Here is a 23,659-nt window from a genome sequence, read left to right on the forward strand (position 1 = left end):
GTGATCAACGCCAACATACCCTACAATAAAACCCTATTAAATCAAGGTTAAGCAAGCAACTGCTTCCACGTGTGTGGTCACTACTATGTGGATACAATTTATTGTCCTCGTTGCCTGTATGTGAACACAATTCATTAGATGCATTTATGTCATCTTTTTTTGCATTTCTTCGCGCAGGTTTAAATTTTTCACCATCAAGACTGTTACTTAGTCCTGTCTTATATACAAAAGTAATCATCGCAGGATCTTTATTTCCTTCTTCATCTATTCCACCTACAATTACTTTTTCAACTATACTTTCAAATACATAACGATCAAACGTATCAATAACCTCATTTTGTTCTAACACTTTTTTGAAAGCTAATAAGCGTTTTTTAATATCCTTTTCTTCTTCCAAATTCGATAACGATTCTTCTCTTTTTTGAATCTTTTCATTTATTTCCACCATGAGTGCGTTATACTTTTCTTCATATGTTTCTTTATCGATGATATTCTCTAGTCTCATGTCCACTAAGTTATTTTTTTTGTTTTCTAAACCTTGAACTTCCCTTTTTATTTTGGAAAGTTCTTTCTGAATCGTCTTGGAACTTAAAGCTTCTTCCATTCGTTGTAAAAACTCTTCTAATACATCTTTGTTGTTATTGCACATAATACGGTAACTTTCTAGAAAAGCTTTTTCAATGGCTTCTTCTGGTATACCTTTACTATCTGGACAAAACTTTTTTCCTTTCTTCGTACTCGTAACACATTGCCAAATCGTCTTATTATATTTAGTCCCACTATGCCATCTGCGTCTTGTTAATGTACCACCGCAATAAGCACAATCCATCATACAACTAAAAGCATATTTGCGGCTAAACTTTTCTCGTTTTCCGCCATTCTTCGCTACTGTATTTCGTCCTCGGTTTCTTCTCATTCTGATTTCCTGTGCTTTATCAAATATTTCGGCACTGACAATGGGTTCATGATGATTTCTTAAATAATACTGATCTTCCTCACCAAAATTTTCTAATCGACGTTTAGAGATAGGGTCTAGTGTAAAAGTTTTACCCATTAAAATATCGCCTTTATATTTTTCATTTTTAATAATCCCAAGGACGGTTGTTTCAGCCCATGTTGGAGTACCTCTCTTTGTTTTATAGCCTAAATTTTCTAGTTCTCTTGAGATGATACTACCTCCTGCCCCTTCAACATACCTTTGAAATATATAGCGAACGATTTCTGCTTCTTTTTCATTTACTGAAATACTTTTATCTTCTGGGTGATAATCATAACCAAGGCAGCCCTGAAAACCGATTAGCTCTCCTCGCTTCATTTTCATCTTTAATCCCTTTTTAACATTAGCAGAGATATTCTCAACTTCCTGTTGTGCGACCGAACTCAAAACAACAAGTAACAATTCACCGTCCATTGTCAGTGTATTGATTTTTTCGTCTTCAAAATAAACAGCTATATCTCTTTCTTTTAACATACGAACATATTTCAACGTATCTAATGTATTTCTTGCGAATCTAGATATTGATTTTGTGATAACCATATCAATATCTCCATTCATACAATCATTGATCATGCGTTGAAAATCTTCACGTTTGGTCACTTGTGTACCTGTAATAGCTTCATCCGCATAGATATCAGCTAACACCCACTCTGCATTTTTCTGTATTAAATCCGAGTAATAAGAGACTTGTGATTTGTAACTACTTAGCTGGTCTTCTGAATCTGTACTTACTCTACAATATGCCGCAACTCTGAGTTGCTTGATTTCTTTCCCACGCTTTTGATTTGCCAAGTTACTATTTGCCCGAATCACTTCAACTTCTGACATAACAGCTCCTCCTTTTTGTGTTCCTTATATACTTTCCATTATAACGCCTAAGGGAACACAATTCAGCCTGTAATATCAGAAATGATACCATACTCTTTCATTAATCTATTTTTAACAATGTAATATTCCTTTTCTGTAATTAATTTACGGGTAAGCAGTTGTTTTAACATGGCAATTTGCATACTATATAAAATCAAATCCTGTTTCAAAAAACATGCCCCCTTTTCTTAAACTATAAAAATCAGACGGCTGTTGGTACAGCTCCACGGGAATTTCACCCCTGCAAGTATTTCTTCCAGCCCTACTCATAGCTTGCGACGCTTTAAACGCTCGAACTATGACGATAGGGGAGTATCATTATCCTGACTGATGAGTTATCGCCAACAATCAACCACGATTGCTTTAGATTCAAAGATTATCGCTCTTTTCTAACGAAAGTCGTGGCGTATGAATCAAGTGGCTCATCACCAGCAGAATGTATCTGATTTTTTGTTTATACTGCACGACGTTATCTCCCGTGCTTTCTTTGTCAAAGAACAAATATATGATTATTGAAAGGGAAAACCTAACCATTACTTCATCAAATCTTGAAAACTAAAACTGCTTGCATAAGCTTTGAATGTAGGCGATCACGTGTATCTTCATCGATGCCCCAGTAAGAGTTCCCATCTTCATCACAGAGCTTACGCATGGACAGGCTTGTCATGTAGCTTCCATAATGCTGAACGACTACATCCATTGCTTCTGGCTCACCCTTATTTGCAGCTAAAATAATTGGGTACGGTAATAAACCGCGCTCGTTGTTTCCAACTTTTGAATTAATCATCCCATTCATCTGCATGCTCCTCCAAAAACCGTTTTAACCGTTCAAAAGAGCTTGTCCGTCTATACTGAATTGTACTGCGTGAAATATCGAGTAATTGTCCAATTTCCACATCAGAAAGTTGAAAGAAATAGTATAGTTGGACAGTGATACACTTTTCTTTTGGCAAGGTACACATCGCTTCAGCAAGTAACTCCATGGTGATTTTCTTTCCACCCACTTGAAAAGTTTGTTCTTCTTCTCCTTCAGAATAGTGCTTATCTAAGGTAAAGAGTTGACTTTCTTCTTGTGGAGTGAGATCAGAAAATGTCTTCTCCTTTGCTTGTTTTTGCCGTCTTTCGTTGTAAATATTAATTGCCTCATTTTTTAAGACACGTTTACAAAAAGCATTAAACGCACAGCGAACTTGCCATTCGGTACGATCTGGTTCTATCATGCATTTCCTCTCCCTTCGCAACTGCAAAGGTGGGTGATGATTCCCCCTTTCATAACCTTCAACAAGATTTTTTATGGAATGCCAAAGATTCAAGAAAATATTTTAAGAAAAATAAAACCCAACTGAATAAGACAGTTGGGTGTAAACTTTCTATTAGTTATTCAAATGTTATCTATATATATAAGTTGAGTTAAAGCTTCGACCAGACCAAAACGGGTATAGAATATTAAAATCCCACAAAAGGACTGGTGAGAACCATGAACGCTCAAGGTCAGATAGAAGAACTAAAAGAAGCGATGAAGTATGCCAAGGATCACCGTCTCTATGAACGTTTTCAGGCTGTTTATCTATTTTTAATCGGTTATACCAGAATAGAGATTGCCAAAATTATTAATCGTCGCCGGCAAACAGTTGGTACTTATATTAATGCTTACAAGGAGAAAGGGCTTAAAGGGCTTGAACTGGGGCATTCTCCCGGCAGACCTTCCAAGTTATCAAAAGAACAAAAAGCCACACTGTTTGAAGTTATAACAACAAAAGTTCCAGCAGATGTTGGCTTTACAGCAAGGTACAACTGGACCCTGGCACTCGCCTGTGCGTACGTGAAACGCGAGTGGAATCAGGATTACAGTATACGCAGTATGTCCGATGTTTTACACGGTCTGGGTTTAAGCTACACTCGACCTACTTATACATTGGAAAAGGCCGATCCTGAAAAACAAAAGGAATTCGTCGAAAAGACCTTTGCTGATGTAAAAAAAAGCTTTTAAACGAAGATATAGACCATATTCTTTTTGAAGATGAATCCATGATACGTGACTATCAGGCAATTCAATGTACATGGTTCATCAAAGGAAAGCAGCGTAAAATCCCAACATATGGCCAACACAGAGGCGTAAAATTGATCGGCACATTGAATTATGAAACGGGCGAAATCATGTGTACCGAAGAAGAAAAATATGACGCCATTGCCTTTCTTGAGTTTTTAAAGAAAGTATTAGCTCATTATCCTTCTGGCAAGATTGTGATGATTTTGGATAATGCCCGTATTCACCACGCTAAGCTTTTGCAACCATTCCTAGAAGAAAATAAAAATAGGCTTGAGCTTGTGTTTTTACCTCCATACAGCCCTGAGCTTAATTTGATAGAAGGTCTATGGAAATGGCTGAAGGAGTCCGTGATAAATAATGTCTTCTTCCCAAATGTTCAAAAGATAGCGCTGGAAGTAAGAGAGTTTATTAAAGAAATTAGTCAATATCCGGAAACGATTATCAACCGGCTCTGTGTGCAACTATAATGTTAAAATCAAAAACTCAACTTATATAGTTATAAATTTTGATATTAATTCACGTCACTTCATTTATAAAACTAAGTTTGTAAAGTAATCGTTCCCTATACTTAGTTTTATGCGTCTCATTAATCTGCCATAATAATTGAAACGATGAGAACAACAACGACAAAAATGATGATACTCAATGTTTCAAAAAGAACAAACCAAATGAGGACCAATATCAAAATTTCAGACAACTCAACACACTCGGATAAAGACGCTCAGCTAGCTTATAATAGAGTCCTGAACGAATCTGGTCTAAAATCATTCATTTCATCAAAAAAGGAGGTAGCGAATCAACAAAAAATGAAATCGGTTTTTGCTCCTCTTCTTCGGTCACTAAACATTGATTCAATGAATGTATAATCTGCTCCTTATCCATATCAATTCCAATAAACACAAGTTCAGTCATTCTGTCTCCAGCTTGTTCATCCCAATTCTCAAACATAATTGGATCGTCAGCTTTTAATAACTCCTGCTCCGCTTCGGAATAGCTTGCCAACCATCTGCCTGCCCCTTCCAGGGTTATCATTCGTCCAGCTTGAGACAAAAATCCTGCTATATCATTTCTTGTGACTAACCAGAAGAACCCTTTTGCCCGCAGTATTTCTTTAGGCCAATTCTCCAGCCATTGCTGTAATCGCTCTGGATGAAATGGCTTTCTGGCCCTATAAACAAAAGAACTGATACCATATTCTTCTGTTTCTGGTACATGCTCTTCATTTAATTCTTTTATCCAACCTGCTCCCTGACTCGCTTTTTCAAATTCAAATTGACCAGTATGAAGTAGTTCTAATGGATCAACTTTCCCATATTTTGCAGGAATGAATGTTGCTTCCGGATTTAACTTATAAAGCAACGCTTTTAATGAAGTAATCTCATCGTCAGATAGCTTATCGGTTTTATTTAAAACAATGACATTGGCAAATTCAATCTGATCAATCAATAAGTCAACAATACCTCGCTCATCATCATCCGTAACGTTCATTTGCCGATCTATTAACAAATCCTCTGAGTGATAGTCCTCCCAAAATTGATGTCCATCGATTACAGTTACCATCGTATCGAGTTGAAAAGAAGCAGTTAAGTTTATCCCTAACACTTCATCGGTATAGACAAAACTCTGGGCAACAGGAATTGGTTCAGATACACCACTTGATTCAATTAAAACATAATCAATATCAAGCAAAGCTAGTTTTTCTAGCTCCACGACTAAGTCATCCCGCAATGTACAGCATATACAGCCGTTTGTCATTTCCACGAGATTCTCTTCTGTTCGGATAAAGCCTCCTTCCTTTACCAATTTTGCATCAATATTAATTTCACTCATATCATTAACAATAACCGCTATTTTCAGTCCGAGCTGATTTTGCAGCAAATGGTTCAGCAAAGTTGTTTTACCTGCTCCTAGAAAGCCGCTCAAAACAGTCACTGGGATTTTCTTCTTCATCCTTCTTCCGCCTTTCTTTCCTGATCCATATACACACGACTAGGCGTAGTACCTTTTTGATATAAATATTTCCCGGCATATCCTTCTGTTTCCTGATCTACTTCAGCAATCACAAGCTGGCACACGCGCATACCCGCTTGCAATCGAATTGGCACACGGTTTGCATTAAACAATTCCAAAGTGATTTGTCCGGAAAATCCAGGGTCAATCCAGCCAGCATTTTGAACGAAGACACCGAGTCTCCCGATAGAGCTTCTTCCTTCGACAAAGGCTGTTAAATGAGGAGGCAGACCAACCGCTTCCAATGTGGTTGCCAACATAAATGTTTGCGGTTGAATCGTAATTAACTCTTGATCGGTTACCTTCATTTCTTGGTAAGCTCCTGGTTTATCAATCGACAAATAGTCTGTAGAGATTGTGTCAACAATTACAAAATCCTTCCCCAGACGCAAATCAATCGAAGCTGGCTGAATGCTTAGTTCCTGAAAGGGGGAAATGGATAACTCCTTATCGTCTATATACTGTTTTATCGTTTGCCCAGATAAAATCATTGAGGTTAACACTCCTTATCTTGATATGGAATCCTATTGCTAGTTAAACTGATATAATACCGTTGCAAGAATCGCTGTACTAGCAACACTTGTCAGCATTTGTTTTCCGCCTAGGGAGAAAGAAGTCTTCCAACCAAGCTCCCTGCCGATTGTAAATAATGTCACAAGACAGGCAGATAGTGTGGAAGCCAGATAGACAAGAATAAATAGTTGACTGATCGACATGTCCATTAATAAACTGCCCTGTCCCTCATTTAAGACGAGCAAACCGTCCTTTCTAATAAGAGAAAAAATGAGACCCGGTGCTGCCTCTATTGGTAGGGAAAACAGATATAGGAGGGGCATGGCCAGCCAACTGAAAACAGATAATATATTTAACGTGTCAAGTACAGATGAAATGAGACATATCAAAAAGAAAATCGGCATCGCCTGCAATAAAAATTGCTTGATTGATCCGCCCACTTTCCACCAAAATCCTTGCCAGTTAACCTTTTGTATATAAGGTAGTGGGGCAATACGAGTCAGTTCATTCGTTTGATTTCTATTCCAAATTCTTGTATGGATCGCTCCTACAATAAATAAGATAAATAAATAAGGTATGAATAAAAGCGGAGCATGAGCTGCATTAAATAAAGACAACGTTGCCCCTATTTGATAGCTACATGCTGAACCAAACGCAATCAAGGAAACACAGGATGTGCGGGTACAAGTGCTGCAGCTTCTGCTTTGATGAACTGCAACAACGTTACATCCGAATCCAGTAATAACAGGTAATAAATCCCTTCCTGTCAAACCAATTTTGCGAAGCCACGGATCCAATGCAGTTGTTACATGTTCCTGTATTCCGATTTCTTCCGTAAGTGTTGTCGTTATACTTATCAAGAGAACAACGGGAAAAGCCCATAAAAACGAATAGGAACCTAAAGTAATCAATCCGTAATCACCTATTAATATACTAGCCAGAAAAGCAGGAGCTTGATCCAACCATAAAATAATAGGAGCAATCAAATATTGCTCTGTTACTGGCTCAAACCAGTTCGCAAATAAAAAAGCACCGAATACAGGAAGTGCAAACATGGCAAATATAAATAAGCAAGCAAGTATCGGACCAGCTATCGGCAGACGAAATATAGGAATTAATTGATTAACAGCATCTGGAGAAGATGGAAGGAAGCGCAAAATACTTTTTGTTGCTCCCCACATCTTAGCTTCCTCGATACTTTCAATAACTTCCGCCTGCGCTCCTTCATCTAACTTTCGTGTATTTATCCAAACAACGGGAACTTGTAGTAATTCCCCCACCCGATTTTGTTCGGTCTGTGATGGCGAATATTTATCCCGATGTGTCGCTACGATTGCAATTCTCTTTCCTTTTAAATTAAGACCTTCATACAGTTCTAACAACTCTTCTTTAAGTGTTGTAGCTTTTACTACTAAAAGAATCGTCTTTTCTTCCTGCAGATGATTCAACGTAATTTGTGTGCTTACACTGTCAGCATCAAGTTGCAATCCGGGCAAATCAGTGAACTGAATATTGGGATTTAATTTACATGCAGCTTGTAAAGCAGAGGTTGTCGTACCTCTTACATTGCTAGCCAATGCACTTTTTTCTCCTGTTAATTCACGAAATAAACCTGATTTCCCAACAGACTCTAAACCGACCAATACTACCTCTGTCTGAGCAGGTATATACACTTCACTAGCATTTAGCATTGACACATCTCTCCACAACTGGAAAGGTCATCTAAATAAAAATTCTCTTGCTTGTACATGTCTAAAATAGATAGATCTAAGTTTAAATTTCTGCCAATTGTTTCCGCTATTACAGCATAACGTTGACGAAATTTATAAATATAGCAGAATATATGGCTACCATGCCGCAGTTCAGGACCTGCTAAAAAAAGACCAGAAGTTTCAACGGTTTCATCTCTATCATTCACTAACACTTCTCCATGTTCTCCACGGCTTACCAAGTTTTCAATTAGCTTAGTACTTCCCTTAAACCCTGTTGCTAAGATTGGTCTTTCAGGAGTGGAATATACTTTTCCATCATTTGTATACACGTCATAACTAGCAGCGTTATCTTCAATTTTGCTGACAGTAGTATTCTCTGCAACATGTAATACATCTGAATCAAGCAAGTGACGTACCCGATTATACGTATAGACGGATAAAGCAATACTTGGATCACTATTATCTAGTTCCCATGTATTCGTCCTCGCGATGATGGTAGCTTTTTTCCCAAGCTTCCCTAATTGATAGGCAGCATCCATGCCACTCTCATATCCTCCGATGACAATAAAGTCATCCCCTTCCATTTCTCTCCACGATGAAACTAAACTATTGTGAACAGCAAGCTCCGCTCCAGGGAAAGAAGTCAAATCAGGGTATTGATACTCTCCACCTGCCCAGACGACATAACGGCTCTCGTATATTCCATCTGAAGTGTCCAATGAAAAAACAGCTCCTACTTTAATCACGTGTTTAACTTGCACGCCTGTTTTAATCGGCAATGCAAAATGCTCAGCAACTACGCTTAAATATTCTGCATATGCCTCTCCACTCGGATGCTCCATATCAAGTGTATAAGCTGGAGATGTTCTAGGTACAACAGCATTTAAATCAGTCTGACCGAATCCCTGCGCTGGAAACGAAGGTGTAATAAACCGCATTTCTTCTGGCCAATTTAAAAAAGAAGCACCGACATCCTCCTTTTCAAAAATTAAAAAGGATGCATTCATTTCCTTTAGAATGGCTCCAACTCCAATACCTGAAGCACCAGCTCCAACAATAATGACATCATATATCTTTTTCATAGGCATCCTCCCAAACGTAATCATTACGATTTATAAACTAAAAAAAATTAAGCAAGGCAGTTTTTAAAACCTTCTTCCAATTCTTGATGATCTAAATTCTTTCCAATAAATACGACCTCACTCTTTCGCGGTTCTCTTTTCTTCCATACATCACCTTTTGTCCCTGCAAATAGCATATGTACTCCTTGAAAGACGACTTTTCTATTCATGTGTTTAATATAGAGTACACCTTTATAACGGTACAAACTTTCTCCTTTTATACGTACTAAATACGCAAACCATTTATTTACCTTATCCATATCAAGCGATCGATTCTCTTGCAACACAAACGATGTCACTTCATCGTTGTGATGGTGATGATGGGACTCCGTCAGTAAACTTGGGTCAATTTTTAATACATTATCCAGTAGAAAGGAACCTTTCCCTATTAAGTCTTTCGTTTCCACATCTCCAAAGGAAGTAAAGTAACGTTGAGCTTGTGGATTCATTCGAATCAGTTGCTTTTCCAGATTGATTTTTTCATCCTTTGTAATTAAATCCATTTTGTTTATAAGCAAAACATCTGCAAACGCAATTTGCTGCTTCGGTTCTTCCTCTTCCAGATGCTGTCTGATATGCTTGGCATCGACCAGCGTAATCACACTGTCAATTTCAAAGAAGTCTGCAGTTTTCTCATCCATCAAGAAAGTTTGGATAACTGGAGCCGGATTAGCCATGCCTGTCGTCTCAATGACAACACGGTCTATTTCCTCTCCCTGTTTCATTAAGTTATCTAATAGATAGATTAAATCACCACGTACATTACAGCAGATACAGCCGCTATTTATTTCAATGATTTCTTCTCTTGTCGGTATCACCAGTTGGCCATCAATAGATGTATCACCAAATTCATTGATGATAACAGCAACTTTCTCATTGGACATATCCCGTAGTAAGTTATTTAATACTGTTGTTTTACCGGCACCTAAGAATCCCGTTAAAATCGTTACTGGAATACTTTTTCCTTTTGACAATATGTTCTCTCCTTTTAAATATGATTTTCCCTATGAACATGTTCCCTAAAGGTAATGCGTGACATCTTGAATTTCCATAGGTATCCCCCAAAGTTAAATAGATTCTGACTATGGGGGATTAATTATTATTTTGTCACTTGATCAAGTATCTCTAAGTTATATTCCATTAAAGAAATATAGTCTTCATTATTTTCAATATCCTCTTCTGTTCTTACTTCCAGGTTGTGAATGGTTAAAGCCTCTGCACCAATTTCATCCTGAATAACTTTAGATAGGCGATTACCACTATTTTGTTCGTAGAGAATATATTCTAAATCGTATTCCTCAGCCTAATTAATTCTTTTTGTGATGGTTCCTCTTCAGAAGATAAACCACTAATCGCGATTTGCTTCACACCATAGCGCTCTTCCCAATAACCAAATGCTGCATGTGGAACAATAATATACTTATTTTCCTTGTTCTAGAAGATCCATGAATTTTTCATCTAATTCTGTTAATTTACTTTATGATCGTGTCCATCATGATCGTGGTCGTGCACCTCGTCATCATGGTCATGTCCTTCGTGATCATCAATTACAATTGTTACTGAATTCGATTCGGCAAGGATTTCATGATTGTCATGGATGAAAGTTTGGTCTTGTAGTCATCCCCAGAATTCCACCTGTCTTTGGATTTACTGCGATTGCCATCGCACCGTCCGGACTATATTTTGCATCTGCCAAATCCAATTCCCTTTCCATAATAGACTGTACTTTAGCGTTTATTGTTGTTTTCAAATGCAAACCATCCTGTGGAGGAGAATATTCATCAGCTAATGTATCTAGTCGATTGCCCTTTGCATCGGAGAAAAAAGACAAACTTCCCGGCACTCCTTTTAATTTATCATCATAGAAACTTTCCAGCCCCATTAACCCCTGATTATCAATTCCAGCAAACCCGAGAACATGGCTTAAATAAGTGCCTTGTGGATAATGTCTCTTTGAATCCTTCGTCAGATATACTCCTGGAAAATTTAGGGTGCGAATAGCTTCTTCCTCTTCGGCACTAATCTTAATTCCATGTGGTCGTATCATTGCACTGGAAGCTTGCTGTGTAATCGTTTCATAAACTTCTTCATATCCAGCACCTAAAATATCCGCCAGACTTTCAGCTGTTTCTTCAGAGTTTATAACTTGCCTAGGGACAACTACGACTGTTGGCGCCGTAACATTCTCTGCAAGTGCTTGCCCATTTTCATCAAGAATCATTCCTCTTTCCGGTGCAAATACTAGATCTCTTGTCCATAATTCATTGGCCTCATTAGAGAGCTCGTCCCCAAGTACAAATTGTACATAGCCCAGACGGAAGATAATAATAAATAAAATGAATAGAAATAAAAGAAAAACAGTGATGATTCGTTTTTTTACTGTAGTAGCAGATACTCGTTTCATCCTAGAAACTCCTCTTCATTGGTAGACTTGTAACCACTATATGAGTTTAAAAAATGAATAGAACACTGTTTTATGTTTGTTATCCGGCTGGATTCTGTATCTTAATCTTCTTCTTTCCGCTCTATATCTTCATTTATTCCATCGAGGCTTCCGCTTCTAAAAATGCCTCTTTTAAACTTTTCCATTGTGATTCAGAAGGCTTCCAATATCCCCGTTCCGACACCTCTACCAATGTTCCCAGCAAATTGCGATATGCATGCGGATTTGCTTGACGTATTTTTTCCTGTAATGCTTTATCTTCTACATACGTATTATGAACATGGGAGAATACCCAATCTTCTACTTTATTCGTTGTTGCAGCCAAGCCGAGCAAATTCTCTGTATTTTTCGCCATCCGTTGTACGCCATGGTACGGATGTTCAAGCAGACCTTCTATCCATTTTGGATTCGTCAGACGTGTTCTAACTCCCCTGTTAATTGCGTGTTTTACATCTTCTGTCTGTGGTGTTTGTTGTGTCGTATCCGTTATGTAAATCTCGACGTGCTCTCCTTTCGCTTTTTCAATCGATTTTGCCAATCCACCAAAGAAACTATAATAGTCATCAACATCCGTAATTTCATATTCATGACTTGCCCTTAGCTGTGAAACAATATCTGTTGCTCCCATATGAATATCATATAATTCAGGGAAAGCTTCTCCCTTTCTTGATTTACTGTAGATATGCCGTGCATGATGTTTGTACATCTCTCCAAGTTCTTCTTCATCTGTCCAGCTGCCATCTTCAATCATGTGGTTAATCCCGGTCCCATATTCACCAGCGGCTGGTCCGAATATCCGTGCTGAAGCCAAATCAAATGCTTCTGCTTCGTTATACCCCTCGGTCAACAGCCGCTCTTTTACCTTTAATGTAAAAGTCTTAAAATGATTATCTTCTTCCTGTTCATCCACACGTACAAGCTTTTCAAATAAATCATTCAATGTGTCAATGACATTCGGAAATAAATCCCGAAATACCCCTGACATACTAATTACAATATTCATTCGCGGTCTTCCCAGTTCAGAAAGAGGAATAAGTTCAAAGACTGTATTGGATGCTTCTGAATGCTTCACTGCTTTTGCTCCGACATATTCTAAAATTTGCCCAATGGTCTCCCCCTGTGTTCTTGATGTTTCAATACCCCAGAGCACACAAGCTACGGTATGAGGAATTTCCCCATTCTCTTCCTTAAACTGTGCAATGGTTGCCTTAGCTATCTGTGCACCCCTAGTAATAGCAGATGGGCTTGGTACAGAACGTGGATTAAATTGATATACATTAGAACCTGTGGGTAAGGATTCTGGATTTCTATATATATCTCCTGCCAATTTTGCTGGAAGATAACCTCCGTCTAACGCTTTAATAATAGAAGAAAGTTCCTCTGTTTTTCTCACACGCTGATAAATACTTTTCCCATACGCTAAAGTGTCAGCAAACGCTTCTGCAAGAGCTCTTTCCTGAATATCTGGTAAACGTTTGGATTCTACATACCCTTTTATTAAAGCAACAGCTTCTTTCTCCAATACTGCATCTTCTTGCAAATCTGGTCTCAACTGCGATACCAGCTGCTTCAGCGTACTGCCTTTATGTTCTTTCCGTAACGTGTATATCGTATGGAGAATGGCATCTTCATGCTTCATTCCTTCGCCGATAGTGTGTAAACCATACGGAATTAAAGCATACTGCATCCTTTCCAGTTCCTGCTCTATATCATCCAATTGCTGATAGAAAAAGCCATTCTTATCTGCTATTTCTTGAATTCCTTTTAAAATCTCTTCACAGCGAGATGGATCAAGCTGTTCAGCTTCTCGATATTCATGGAGTAGACGTTCCAGTTCTTCATAATCACCATACAGTCCCCCGTCTCTGAACGGTGGTGCTTGGTAACTGCTAATTACAGCATGTGTCCGGCGTTTAGCAAGCATAGCCTCGGAAGGGTTACCGATATAATAAAAATAAAAATGAGGCAACGATTGCACCAATTGATCAGGGTAGCATTGGGAAGACATACCGTTTTCTTTTCCTGGCAAATATTCTAGTGTGCCATGCGTGCCAATATGCAGAATAGCGTCTGATTTAAATTCTTTCTCCAGCCAGGTATAAAAAGCTTGATATTGATAGTGCGGTGGAATCGACTGGTCATGATAATTAGCCGATGAGTCCTGACCTGCTCCATTCCTGCTTGGTTGCAACCCAATGAAAACATTACCATTGATAAATCCAGGGATGAAAAAGTCTTCCCCATTTGTCATTATTTCTCCGGGATATTCTCCCCAATACTCTTTCATCTGTTTCGAATCCAGATGATCATTCCAATCTTCTTTCGCCTTTTGAATAGGATACCGCAACCTTTGATCCAAGTCTTCATCTATACCCCAGCTTGTTTCATTAAATAACTGTTGCTCGCGAAATTGTCTTTCCAATTCTTCCTCACTCATACGTTCTACTTGATACCCTTCATCAGCTAATTTACTTAATAAAGCAGAGATAGAACGAAATGTATCTAAAAACGAACCGCCAAACAAATTTCCTTCTCCTGGTGGATAGTTATACCCTACAAGAGCAAGTCGCTTCATATTGTTTTTTGTTTTACGCAAGTGTAACCAATGCTCAATTCGATTCATAAAATAGTTGACACGATTTTCAATAAGAACAAGTTCTTTTTTCTCAAACTGATATGCTTCATTAAAGCCTGTTGATTGAATTGCAGCAATGGGATAGGTTTCAATAGCACCATCTAACTCTGGTAAAACAACATTGACCATCGCTTCGACAGGAGAAAGCCCTTTTGCTTCTTCCCATTCTGCCAACGAAGTACGTGTCAGAAAGAACGGATGAAGCATAGGGATATTTAATTTCCCCAGCCAATCTGTCACATCTTCTTTGTCTCCTCCTCTTGGCCCTGCCCCAAGACGAAAACCAATAAAATTCACAAGCAACTGTACATCATGTAATACCCCACCAAGTAAGCGCTCCAAATTTTCCAAGTCAATCTTCATAATACTTGTTAAGCCGATAGGAATAACCGTAGCAATTGGTCTAAAACGTTCGATAAGTTCTGCAATAATATTTGCGGATTTCATTCTGGCTTGAGAAGCAAGATAGAAAAAAACTATCTTCGGTTTTGACATATCTTGTTTGGTCTCCAGCAGGAATACATCCGCACTACTGTAGTATTCCCCAGTCCTAGGATCGATAATGCCTGTTTTTTCTACATAGCCGGGAGCTTTTGCTTCTGGGACATTTGTATCTCCATAAAGCTTGGCTGTAAAATAGATAAGTTCCTGCCAATTCGCAATTCCAGAAGCATGCCAATAGCTTTTTATCTGCTTATAATTTTCTATCGCTCGCTCCTTTAATTGATACTCTGTCTGGTTTCGTTCTTTTGCTTTATCAGATAGGGAAAGGTCTCCTGATTGCGGATTTACTTGGATATCTTCCCCTCGTAAGGCGCCAAAACCAATAAGGCTTTCCCACTTCGACCCATTCATCATCAAAGCTATTTGATCACAATCATACATTCTAGCCATCTCTGCCATTTTCATGACCACTTTATTTTCAACCCCATGCGGATCATAGATAAATAGATTGGCAGACTGACAGGCATTTTCAAATCGCATCCATTGTTCCGCACTTAACGGATTCTCGGTTAAAAATAAAGATAGCTTTAGCTCTGGATAGGATTCTATTACTTTCTCGTGTGCTTTCACTGCATCAGCCAATGTTCCCGATGAAGCAGTTGCAAAAATAATATGCACGATTTCTTCTCTCCCTTCCTTTTTTAATAAAATTTTATCGCTTTCCCATACATCCTGACACTGAACAGCCAGACCGATCATTTTATCTCTTTCCTTCCAATGGATGAAGCCTGCGTTGCACTGTTTTGGCAATATTTTTATCTGTTAATACATCGAGCGAGATATATTCTCCGTCTAGTGCAGTAGCAAGTTCCTCCGCCAATCCAAATTGACTTTTTCCTTGCTGGGTATCAATGACGGTCACTGGAAATTGTTTGATTGCAATTTTTCTAGCTATTTGATAGGATTCGCTCCTTGCCTGACTCGCTGTACCACCAGGCTTCAACGTTTCATTGGCATTTCCATCCGTCAAAATAACTAGATAAGGAAGAGCTTGTTTGTGCATACGCTTTTCTTTTTCACATAGATATAACGCTTTTTCCAGCCCAGCTGCCAAAGGGGTTTTTCCACCAGTAGAGATTTCTCCAAGTTTTCGCTTGGCTTCTGGAAACTTATTCGTAAAAGGCAACACTTCTACTGCTTCCGTCTTGCGGAAGGTAACCATACCAATCCGGTCTCTTTTTTGATATGCCTGCTGGAGTAATTCGAATATAGCTCCTTTAACAACTCTCATATGTTTTTTTGCTGCAATCGAACTGCTGGCATCCACTAAAAATAAAATCGTAAACCCTTGTTGCTGCTCCTTTAATTTATAACGAATATCCTCTTTTTCAATCGCCAGTGTCATTCCTTCTTTCGGTACACGAACTTTCCTGTATGGAGTTGCAGCTATCAGCGTATGATATAAGGAAATAGATTCCGTCGGTCTACTAACCGCTCGGAGCATTCTACCATTATCTCCAGCATTAGTTCCCTCCCGGTGCTTTCCTTTCGTAGATTGCGGTTGGATAGTTCTTTTTGGGTAAAGTAAATCTGACTGTACCTTTAAATATGTAATCATCTGATCCACTTCATCTTCAGGGACTTCTGCAATCGCCTCGTTATTTGGTGATCCTTGTTTTGGCAAGGGCTCACCAGATGCTTCATAATCATAACCACCACCGCTATGATCAATTGGCATTGATTCTCTATTAGTAGCTGAATGATTCTCACCCTCTGAATGGTCTTCAGAAGCTTCTCTGTTTGTATGTGACTCGGCACTCTCAGGCAAAGGAGATTCCTGCTGTTCCTCCATTCGATGAGCCACTGTGTAGCCTGCAGCTTCCTCGATATGTTTTACTTCTATGGATTCATCTGAATCTAAAGCTGCTAATGCACGAGCTGTTTCTATTAAATCTATATCAGCTTCCTGATTTCTACACCCTGAACCTATAACAACTTCCACCGCCAACCGCAGCATTTCATCAGAAACTTGAACAGAGGACAATCGCTGTTTAGCTTTCTCTATTTCTTCTAATGCATATTCACGCTCAGGATTGTCTGCAGTAAATAGAATATTGCTACGTTCTGATACGTCAAAAATAGGCAACAGCTGGACGCACAGCTTAGCATGCTTTAACAACGATTTGTCTTCGTTCTCCTGATCAAGACAATAAAACCATTGCGCACGAAGAGGAGTATTGGAGAAATCGGAGTTCTGATCAACGTGAACCTGCTTATTTTTAAGCATTTGAACAAGCAAACGTTGCTTACTTTCTGACATGAGGGCAAATTGATCTGTAATAACTATCTTTGCTTGATAAAGAAGGCTGTGATTGCCAGGGTTATTCTCAAGTTGTGAAAACAGGGCGATTTCTTTTTCTCCCAAAAGTTTTTCTGTAGTGACATGGGTAGGAACAAAAACAGTATCCTTTTTCGGAAAATAAGAAACAATAGCTTCCAGTAAAGTAGTTTTCCCTGTTCCTCCAGCTCCAATAATACATACCCGGTCCAGATATGGATTGACTAGGGTTGCTGCAATCCCACGTTTTGCTTTCATTTGACCAACTAAGCGTTTCATTTATTATCGACAACCTTATACCTTAATAGCTCAACCAATTCCTCATACGAAGATTTTTCCTTCATCGGATCCTGCAATAATCGATGTGGCAGGGAAAGTTCTGCCGCTTCATAAATATCTTCCAGTTGTACCACCGCGCGCTGCTTCCATGCTGCTAATGTCTGAGCAGCAGTAATTACTGTTATATCAGCCCGATGGCTTTCAATACCAAGTTCAATGGATAACTCGGCTACAGTACCTATCAAAGCATCATCTATCTCTACGGTTGGCAAAAGCTTCTGTGCCCACTGTATCTGCTCCTTCAATTTCCGTTGGTCTTGTTCATACCTTTTCTCAAACGCTTCCTGATTACGCTCAAAATGTAAGCGACGCCGGATAACTTCCATACGCTCTTCTACTTTTTTCTCACTTTCTATATTCACACATAAACCAAAACGATCCAGCAACTGTGGGCGAAGCATACCTTCTTCAGGGTTCATCGTTCCCACTAATACAAATCGTGACGAATGCTCATAAGATACTCCTTCTCTTTCAATACGATTAACTCCCATTGCTGCAGTATCTAGAAGAATGTCAACCAAGTGATCTTCTAAGAGATTCACCTCATCTACATACAGAATATTTCCATCTGCTTTTGCTAATATCCCTGGCTCTAGCTTTTTTTCCCCAGTTTTTAGAATACGCTCCATATCCAATGTTCCTACAACACGATCTTCCGTGGCGCTAACTGGAAGATTAACTACAGATATATCAGGAAGCACATCTGCCAGTGCTCTTACAGCCGTTGACTTCGCTGTTCCTTTCTCCCCTTGAATCAACACACCTCCAATTTTAGGATTGATTCCATTTATAATTAGCGCTTTCTTCATTTTTTCTTGTCCTACAATTGCTGTAAAAGGATAATTTTTCACACACTTGCCCTTCTTTCTTTAAAAAATGACTGGTTATCATTAAAGTTTATCAATGGTTTCATTACAATACGTAATATACCGTCCCGCTCATCTTCATAAATATCCGATTGTACATGAAAGACTTCTTTAAACATTTTCTGGTTCATTATCTCTTTCGGAGTCCCTTGTCCATAGATTCGCCCTTCCTTAACTACAATTACTTCATCAGAATAAGAAGCTGCGTGGTTAAGATCATGTAGAACCATGACAACTGTTACATCCATTGTCTTTTTCAACCTAGATACTATTTCCAGCACATCTAATTGATGAGAGATATCTAAGTACGTCGTCGGCTCATCCAAAAAGAATACTTTTGGCTGCTGAGCCAAACAAAGAGCTATCCATGCTCTTTGCCTTTCTCCACCAGACAAATTGGAAACATTCCGCTTTCTAAGTGCATTTAATTTAGTGAGATCGATTGCTTCATCAATAATTTCCTGATCCTTTTCGTCCAGTCTTTGAAGCAGCGATTTATGTGGCGTCCGTCCATATGAAACCAGTTGCTCTACTGTTAAGTCCATCGGATCATTCACTTGAGCAAGTAAAGCCAGCTCCTGTGCTACTTTTTTTGGAGACAGCTGATAAAGATTCTTTTCCTTCCAATATACATCACCTTTAGTAGGCTTTACCTGTCGAGATAATGCATGCAGTAATGTACTTTTTCCCGAGCCATTCGGACCAATGATGCTGTAAATTCGACCTTCATTTAATTTCAAATCAATTTTTTTCAGTACCTGTTTATTAGAATAGGATTGAGAAATAGATGTTGCCTGTAAAACAGTCATATCATTTTCCTCCTTAGTAAATACAAAAAGAATGGCGCTCCCAATGCGCCCATAATTACACCAACTGGTATTTCAATAGGAGCAAAAACAATACGCCCTACTGTATCTGAAGCAGTTAAAATCGCTGCCCCCAAAAAGATCGAAGCTGGTAGAAGCACCCGGTAGTCATTTCCAACAATTAACCTTGCCGTATGAGGTACAATTAATCCGACAAATCCAAGTAAGCCGACAACACTAACTGCACTGGCAGCTAACAACGTAGCCACTGCTGTCATAGAAAAACGAATCCACTCTACCCGCGCTCCAAGACTTTTAGCTGTCCGATCACCAAGCATAAGCAAATTCATTTTTCGAATACCAATGATAGCAAGAATAATACCAATAATGGAGTATGGCAAAATGATTTCCACCTGAGGCCAGCTTCTTGCACTTAAACCACCTACCATAAAATCTATCGTTCCCTGGACTCTATCACTATAAAAAACCATCAAGGCTGAAATACCAGATCCTAAAAATGCAGAAATTGCTACACCAGCCAAAATTATTCTGGTTGGTGCAATCCCTTTTTCCCATGCTAAAGCGTATACCGTAAATGCCACGATAGTTGCACCAATAAAGGCAACTGGTGTCAGTAAATGAGGTAAGTGTGGGTAAAGTATTAATACAATCATCCCTGCTAAACCAGCTCCACTGGACACACCAATAATATAAGGGTCAGCCAGCGGGTTTTTCATAATCCCTTGCAGTAATACACCAGCTACTGCTAAATTAGCTCCAACTAAAACAGCAACAAATGTACGTGGAACTCTGATATTCCAGATAATATTTTGAAAATCACTCTGAATACCTCCAGTAAAAGTTGCCAAAATATCGCTTAAAGGAATATTAACGGAACCAAATCTAATACTAAGAAGCATTGAAAGGATAAGTAAAATTGCAAAAAACACAATGATAAAACCTTTCCACCCTCTTCTATCTCTTAGTGCTTGCTTCTTACTCATTTCCAAACACGTCTGGGTACACAATTTCTGCCATATGCTTCATCGTATCAGCATAATCAAAACCTGGATTAGATAAATACATTGCAGAAGGAATTATATGAACATTTCCCTCTTGAACAGCTTTTAAGGAATTCCAAGCAGGATTTCCTTCCAACTCCTCTGCAATTTTTTCCTGCCCTGCTTCTACACTTCCATGTATCGTTATTAGGATATAATCAGGCTGCTGTTCAGCGATTGTTTCTAAACTGTATGGTGCTGAAGTTTGCGAATCTGGACTAGCTTCCATATTCTTCCCAATATTATTTACACGAAGTAAATCTCCAATTTCTATCGCAGTCGTATTAGCTCTTTGTACAGAAACACTTCCTGATGAAACATTTAAAATCACTACAGATGGTTCTTGATCACTCGGTAGCTGATCCTGCACTTCCTTCATCTCTGCTTCTGTTTCTTGCAGCTTCTCGGCAGCAAGCTCTTCCTTACCTAATACTTCTCCCATCAATGTCGCCATCTCCTTAACATCATCAAAAGAACGCATCGATAACAAAGCTAAAGGTATATTACTACTTTCTAAAATTCCTTCTAAATCTGCATGCCAGCTTGATGATCCAATGACGAGGTCTGGTGAAAGAGCTAATAATTCCTCTGTATTTATTTGACTCACCGTTCCCAATTCAGGTACATCTTCCGCTTCTTCAGGAATTGGTACACTAGTTGTTGTCATTCTTCCAACTGCCTCCCCGTCTAAATCATAAATGAGCTTTAAAAACTCCGAAGCTATAACTACAATTCGTTCTGGTTGACCATCAAGCACTACTTCTCTGTCCATATTATCTGTAAAAGATATTTCTTCTGTATGATTTGTATCATTATTTGTCACATTATTACTTGTATCTTCTTGCCTCTCCTCTGCAGCATTGTCTGTTGAAGGAGTTTCTTCACCTTGTTGGCATGCTGCAATAAAGATAATTGTAAAAATTGTGATGATGATTCCTGTCCATTTCTTTGTAAGTAATAAATTATTCAAAACTGTTCCACCTTTCGCCTTAAGTAGTATACTTTTCAAAATCACTTTCCATTTCGTAATGATTACGATTTAATAACTAAAAAAATTTTCTGTTTCTATTTATGTAATTTTTCTGTCGTTAGCTCCTCCTCCTATTTTTAAAAGCATAAATCGTAATGATTACGAATTATGCTCATTATAAATGACTATAGCCAAAATGTAAATAGGAATCATTACGATTTATATAAAATGTTGTTGCCTTCAGTTAACTCTATTAAATAGTTTTGTAATCATAAGCAATGGCATTGCAAACTTTTTAGGCAGTGCTATTTCTTTTGTGTTAATTTCATATATTCATTAATTAACCTGTCCAATTTTTGGCTGATTTGAATAGTTAAAGGATGATTCAGACCATTTTCATTCCCAATTTGAATCAGCCTTCTTTTTAAGAAGATAATCTCTTCGCATAATTCCTTCCTGGACTTCAAATTTTTAAACTCCTATTCCTGTGTTTTGTACCACATGTATTTTAAAATTATAGATTCAAGTTATATATTTAATCAGACAATTCTAATATACGATTAATTTCAAGCATGATAGCTTGCTGTTCAAGCTCAAGTAGATTAATAATTTTAATCAAATCAGGAATAGCGCAGTCTATTGTGTACACATTGTCTGCTATCAAACTATAGGTGACTCTGATTAGTTTTTCTTCTATTTCTGAAAAGTACAATTTTTGATTTAATACACGCTTTAATAAATGTTCCTTTTCATTATCTTGAATCATATGATCTCTCCTTTCTTAGCCTAACTCCATGTGCATACAAATAAAAAGTTTTAATTATTATAACGCGCATTAAAACGGAAAGTCAGCCTAATAAAGAGATAAAAAGAATTGTCTAGCCGTATGAAACAAATTAGCAAATGAAAAACAATGAATTACTTTAGGGTGGCAATTATAAAATCAATTTTTATTTCGATTTTTGTATAAATAAGCATGATAAGATACACCACTTATTCCTTTTCAGTAAATAAGTGGTGTATTTCTATACATGTAGATTTACTAAATTATTTTCATTCTACAATCATCCAGTTCCTGTCTTTCTCTAAAATCAATTCATACTGTGAGAATTGTGTTGCCTTTGTCGTCTCATCCAAATATTTCACTGTGACCCAGACTTTTATTTGATTCTCATTTTCTTGAAATACAGGATTGATTAATTCAGAAAAGACATACGCTTGATTAACTAATGGCAAGGCTTGATCTTTTACATAATAAGCAAGTTCTTTATCCGTGGCAGTCGGATAAAACGAAAAAAACGTCTCCAAAAACTCGGTCACTTCTTGCACAGTGTCAGAATCAACTGTTCCGTTACTTTCAGATTGTTGTGGTTCATAATCCGATTTATTCGGTATACTCCATAAAGTAGGGTTTTGTGTAATTACTAAATTCCCTACATTATCTTGATGTAATAAGATTCGATAGGTCGATCGAACCCTTTCACTATTTTTATCTTCCGTAATTTTTTGATCTACCGAAAAAACAACCGCATAAGTATCATCCTTTTCTGGTGTCACAGACCAGATATCAATATTACTCACGCTGGAACTAGTCGGAATATCATCTCTTACCGTATCGGTATTTAAAGTTTGTAAATCCTCTGTCAAGTAGTCACTGATCTTTTCCGCTCGCTGTTCAATGGAATCCTTTTCGTTTTGCCAAGTGTAGTAGTCTTCCACAAAGTTTTTCGTGAAACTCTCAATCGCATTCGTATCTATGATTCTAGTTTCAATGATTTCTCTTTCATGAACGGTATGCTGATCAATCGCTGTAAAGTTTTTGTAAATTCCAAAGGCAAGACTCCCAATTAAGAGTATCCATAAAAAAGTCACTATTTTTTTACGAGTTCCAACAGTCCGTACTTTTGTTTTTTTAGGTTTTGTTCCTAGCGTTTGTTTTTCTTTCTTCTTAAACAAACTTTTCATCTTGTTCAATCCTTTCTATTGTTTAATACGCCCAGCTCCAATGAGATGCTTTTGCCAGTAAGAAGAAGTCAAATCTGCATAACCAATCGGATCTCCTGCTTGGTACATCTGATTATTTCCAACGTAAATTCCCACATGAGTAACATAAGTTCCTGCATTATATGTGGAATGAAAAAACACTAAATCACCAGGTTTTGCTTCTGATAAAGGAATAGATTCGGTTGCATCATATTGCTGCTGTGCTGTTCGGGGCAAGTTAATCCCTGCCTTTCGATAACTCCATTGTGTCAGTCCACTACAATCAAACGAGGTATTCGGATTGTCTCCCCCAAAAACATAGGGGAAACCTTCATATTTTAATGCTTCGTCCATAACAAGCTGAACTAATTCATCATCAAATTGCGGTGACATAAAATATTGACTTACCAAATCGAATAGCGATAGGTAACTCTTTGAAACTATCTCCAAGTTTTCCCTCGCTCCACACCGTGCATGCAACTTTCACCGCACACGGCGTTCCAT

Annotated in this window: 21 protein-coding genes and 2 pseudogenes; 2 read left to right on the forward strand and 21 right to left on the reverse strand. The window is 38.2% G+C overall.

Features of this window, described 5'->3' with window-relative positions:
• Window positions 1-4: 4 nt before the first annotated feature.
• The 4 genes from J2S17_RS26530 to J2S17_RS26545 form a co-directional block, all read right to left on the reverse strand.
• Window positions 5-1,825: a recombinase family protein gene (locus J2S17_RS26530; protein WP_307479841.1), complete on the reverse strand. Its 1,821-nt coding sequence runs from the start codon at window positions 1,823-1,825 to the stop codon at window positions 5-7.
• Window positions 1,826-1,887: 62 nt separating this feature from the next.
• Entirely contained in the window at window positions 1,888-2,034 is a 147-nt protein-coding gene (locus tag J2S17_RS26535; protein ID WP_307479844.1) for an SHOCT domain-containing protein, read from the reverse strand.
• 371 nt (window positions 2,035-2,405) lie between these two features.
• Window positions 2,406-2,660 carry a helix-turn-helix domain-containing protein gene (locus J2S17_RS26540; protein ID WP_307479847.1) on the reverse strand — a complete coding sequence of 85 codons (255 nt, stop codon included), beginning with the start codon at window positions 2,658-2,660 and terminating at the stop codon, window positions 2,406-2,408.
• A complete protein-coding gene (locus J2S17_RS26545) occupies window positions 2,644-3,084 on the reverse strand; it encodes an RNA polymerase sigma factor (RefSeq protein ID WP_307479850.1) in 441 nt (146 codons plus the stop codon). The genes J2S17_RS26540 and J2S17_RS26545 overlap by 17 nt, the downstream gene beginning before the upstream one ends.
• Window positions 3,085-3,341: 257 nt before the next feature.
• Here J2S17_RS26545 and J2S17_RS26550 point away from each other — a divergent pair.
• Window positions 3,342-4,381, forward strand: a protein-coding gene (locus J2S17_RS26550) for an IS630 family transposase (RefSeq protein WP_307479852.1) whose coding sequence is annotated in 2 segments (ribosomal slippage) — window positions 3,342-3,839 and window positions 3,842-4,381 — 1,038 coding nt in all. Because the reading frame shifts where the segments join, the coding sequence is not laid out codon by codon here.
• 301 nt (window positions 4,382-4,682) lie between these two features.
• Here the strand turns inward: J2S17_RS26550 and J2S17_RS26555 are convergent.
• The 6 genes and pseudogenes from J2S17_RS26555 to J2S17_RS28995 form a co-directional block, all read right to left on the reverse strand.
• Window positions 4,683-5,864 carry a GTP-binding protein gene (locus J2S17_RS26555; protein WP_307479854.1) on the reverse strand — a complete coding sequence of 394 codons (1,182 nt, stop codon included), beginning with the start codon at window positions 5,862-5,864 and terminating at the stop codon, window positions 4,683-4,685.
• On the reverse strand, window positions 5,861-6,415 hold the full coding sequence (gene dcd, locus J2S17_RS26560; protein WP_307479856.1) for a dCTP deaminase: 555 nt from the start codon (window positions 6,413-6,415) through the stop codon (window positions 5,861-5,863). Before dcd ends, J2S17_RS26555 begins: the two co-directional genes overlap by 4 nt.
• Before the next feature lie 39 nt (window positions 6,416-6,454).
• Window positions 6,455-8,128 carry a GTPase gene (locus J2S17_RS26565; RefSeq protein ID WP_307479859.1) on the reverse strand — a complete coding sequence of 558 codons (1,674 nt, stop codon included), beginning with the start codon at window positions 8,126-8,128 and terminating at the stop codon, window positions 6,455-6,457.
• Window positions 8,122-9,231: an NAD(P)/FAD-dependent oxidoreductase gene (locus tag J2S17_RS26570; protein ID WP_307479862.1), complete on the reverse strand. Its 1,110-nt coding sequence runs from the start codon at window positions 9,229-9,231 to the stop codon at window positions 8,122-8,124. The genes J2S17_RS26565 and J2S17_RS26570 overlap by 7 nt, the downstream gene beginning before the upstream one ends.
• Before the next feature lie 47 nt (window positions 9,232-9,278).
• Window positions 9,279-10,244, reverse strand: a complete 966-nt coding sequence (locus J2S17_RS26575) for a CobW family GTP-binding protein (protein WP_307479865.1) — start codon at window positions 10,242-10,244, stop codon at window positions 9,279-9,281.
• A 125-nt stretch (window positions 10,245-10,369) separates the two neighbouring features.
• Window positions 10,370-10,686: pseudogene (locus J2S17_RS28995) on the reverse strand (metal ABC transporter solute-binding protein, Zn/Mn family).
• 29 nt (window positions 10,687-10,715) lie between these two features.
• Between J2S17_RS28995 and J2S17_RS26585 the strand changes: the two are divergent.
• Entirely contained in the window at window positions 10,716-10,871 is a 156-nt protein-coding gene (locus tag J2S17_RS26585; protein WP_307479868.1) for a hypothetical protein, read from the forward strand.
• Here J2S17_RS26585 and J2S17_RS26590 read toward each other — a convergent pair.
• The 11 genes and pseudogenes from J2S17_RS26590 to J2S17_RS26640 form a co-directional block, all read right to left on the reverse strand.
• The gene (locus tag J2S17_RS26590; RefSeq protein WP_307479871.1) at window positions 10,862-11,674 is read right to left on the reverse strand and encodes a penicillin-binding protein 2; all 813 of its coding nucleotides are present in this window, start codon (window positions 11,672-11,674) and stop codon (window positions 10,862-10,864) included. The genes J2S17_RS26585 and J2S17_RS26590 overlap by 10 nt on opposite strands.
• Window positions 11,675-11,807: 133 nt before the next feature.
• A complete protein-coding gene (locus J2S17_RS26595) occupies window positions 11,808-15,602 on the reverse strand; it encodes a cobaltochelatase subunit CobN (RefSeq protein ID WP_307479874.1) in 3,795 nt (1,264 codons plus the stop codon).
• Window positions 15,553-17,409, reverse strand: coding sequence for a VWA domain-containing protein (locus J2S17_RS26600; RefSeq protein WP_307479876.1), 1,857 nt, complete (start codon window positions 17,407-17,409; stop codon window positions 15,553-15,555). Before J2S17_RS26600 ends, J2S17_RS26595 begins: the two co-directional genes overlap by 50 nt.
• Window positions 17,406-18,320: a magnesium chelatase ATPase subunit I gene (locus tag J2S17_RS26605; RefSeq protein WP_307479878.1), complete on the reverse strand. Its 915-nt coding sequence runs from the start codon at window positions 18,318-18,320 to the stop codon at window positions 17,406-17,408. The genes J2S17_RS26600 and J2S17_RS26605 overlap by 4 nt, the downstream gene beginning before the upstream one ends.
• Window positions 18,317-19,144, reverse strand: coding sequence for an ABC transporter ATP-binding protein (locus J2S17_RS26610; RefSeq protein WP_307479881.1), 828 nt, complete (start codon window positions 19,142-19,144; stop codon window positions 18,317-18,319). The genes J2S17_RS26605 and J2S17_RS26610 overlap by 4 nt, the downstream gene beginning before the upstream one ends.
• Entirely contained in the window at window positions 19,141-20,145 is a 1,005-nt protein-coding gene (locus tag J2S17_RS26615; protein WP_307479884.1) for a FecCD family ABC transporter permease, read from the reverse strand. The genes J2S17_RS26610 and J2S17_RS26615 overlap by 4 nt, the downstream gene beginning before the upstream one ends.
• The gene (locus J2S17_RS26620) at window positions 20,138-21,172 is read right to left on the reverse strand and encodes an ABC transporter substrate-binding protein (protein WP_307479887.1); all 1,035 of its coding nucleotides are present in this window, start codon (window positions 21,170-21,172) and stop codon (window positions 20,138-20,140) included. Before J2S17_RS26620 ends, J2S17_RS26615 begins: the two co-directional genes overlap by 8 nt.
• Window positions 21,173-21,477: 305 nt before the next feature.
• Entirely contained in the window at window positions 21,478-21,639 is a 162-nt protein-coding gene (locus tag J2S17_RS26625; protein ID WP_307479890.1) for an aspartyl-phosphate phosphatase Spo0E family protein, read from the reverse strand.
• Between the two features lie 68 nt (window positions 21,640-21,707).
• On the reverse strand, window positions 21,708-21,938 hold the full coding sequence (locus J2S17_RS26630; RefSeq protein ID WP_307479893.1) for a hypothetical protein: 231 nt from the start codon (window positions 21,936-21,938) through the stop codon (window positions 21,708-21,710).
• A 287-nt stretch (window positions 21,939-22,225) separates the two neighbouring features.
• On the reverse strand, window positions 22,226-23,137 hold the full coding sequence (locus J2S17_RS26635; protein ID WP_307479894.1) for a conjugal transfer protein: 912 nt from the start codon (window positions 23,135-23,137) through the stop codon (window positions 22,226-22,228).
• A 15-nt stretch (window positions 23,138-23,152) separates the two neighbouring features.
• Window positions 23,153-23,566 (reverse strand): annotated as a pseudogene (locus J2S17_RS26640) (C40 family peptidase); the annotation flags it as partial.
• Between the last annotated feature and the right edge of the window lie 93 nt (window positions 23,567-23,659).

The sequence above is a fragment of the Cytobacillus purgationiresistens genome (assembly GCF_030813235.1).
In the GTDB taxonomy this organism is placed as follows: Bacteria; Bacillota; Bacilli; order Bacillales; family Cytobacillaceae; genus Cytobacillus; species Cytobacillus purgationiresistens.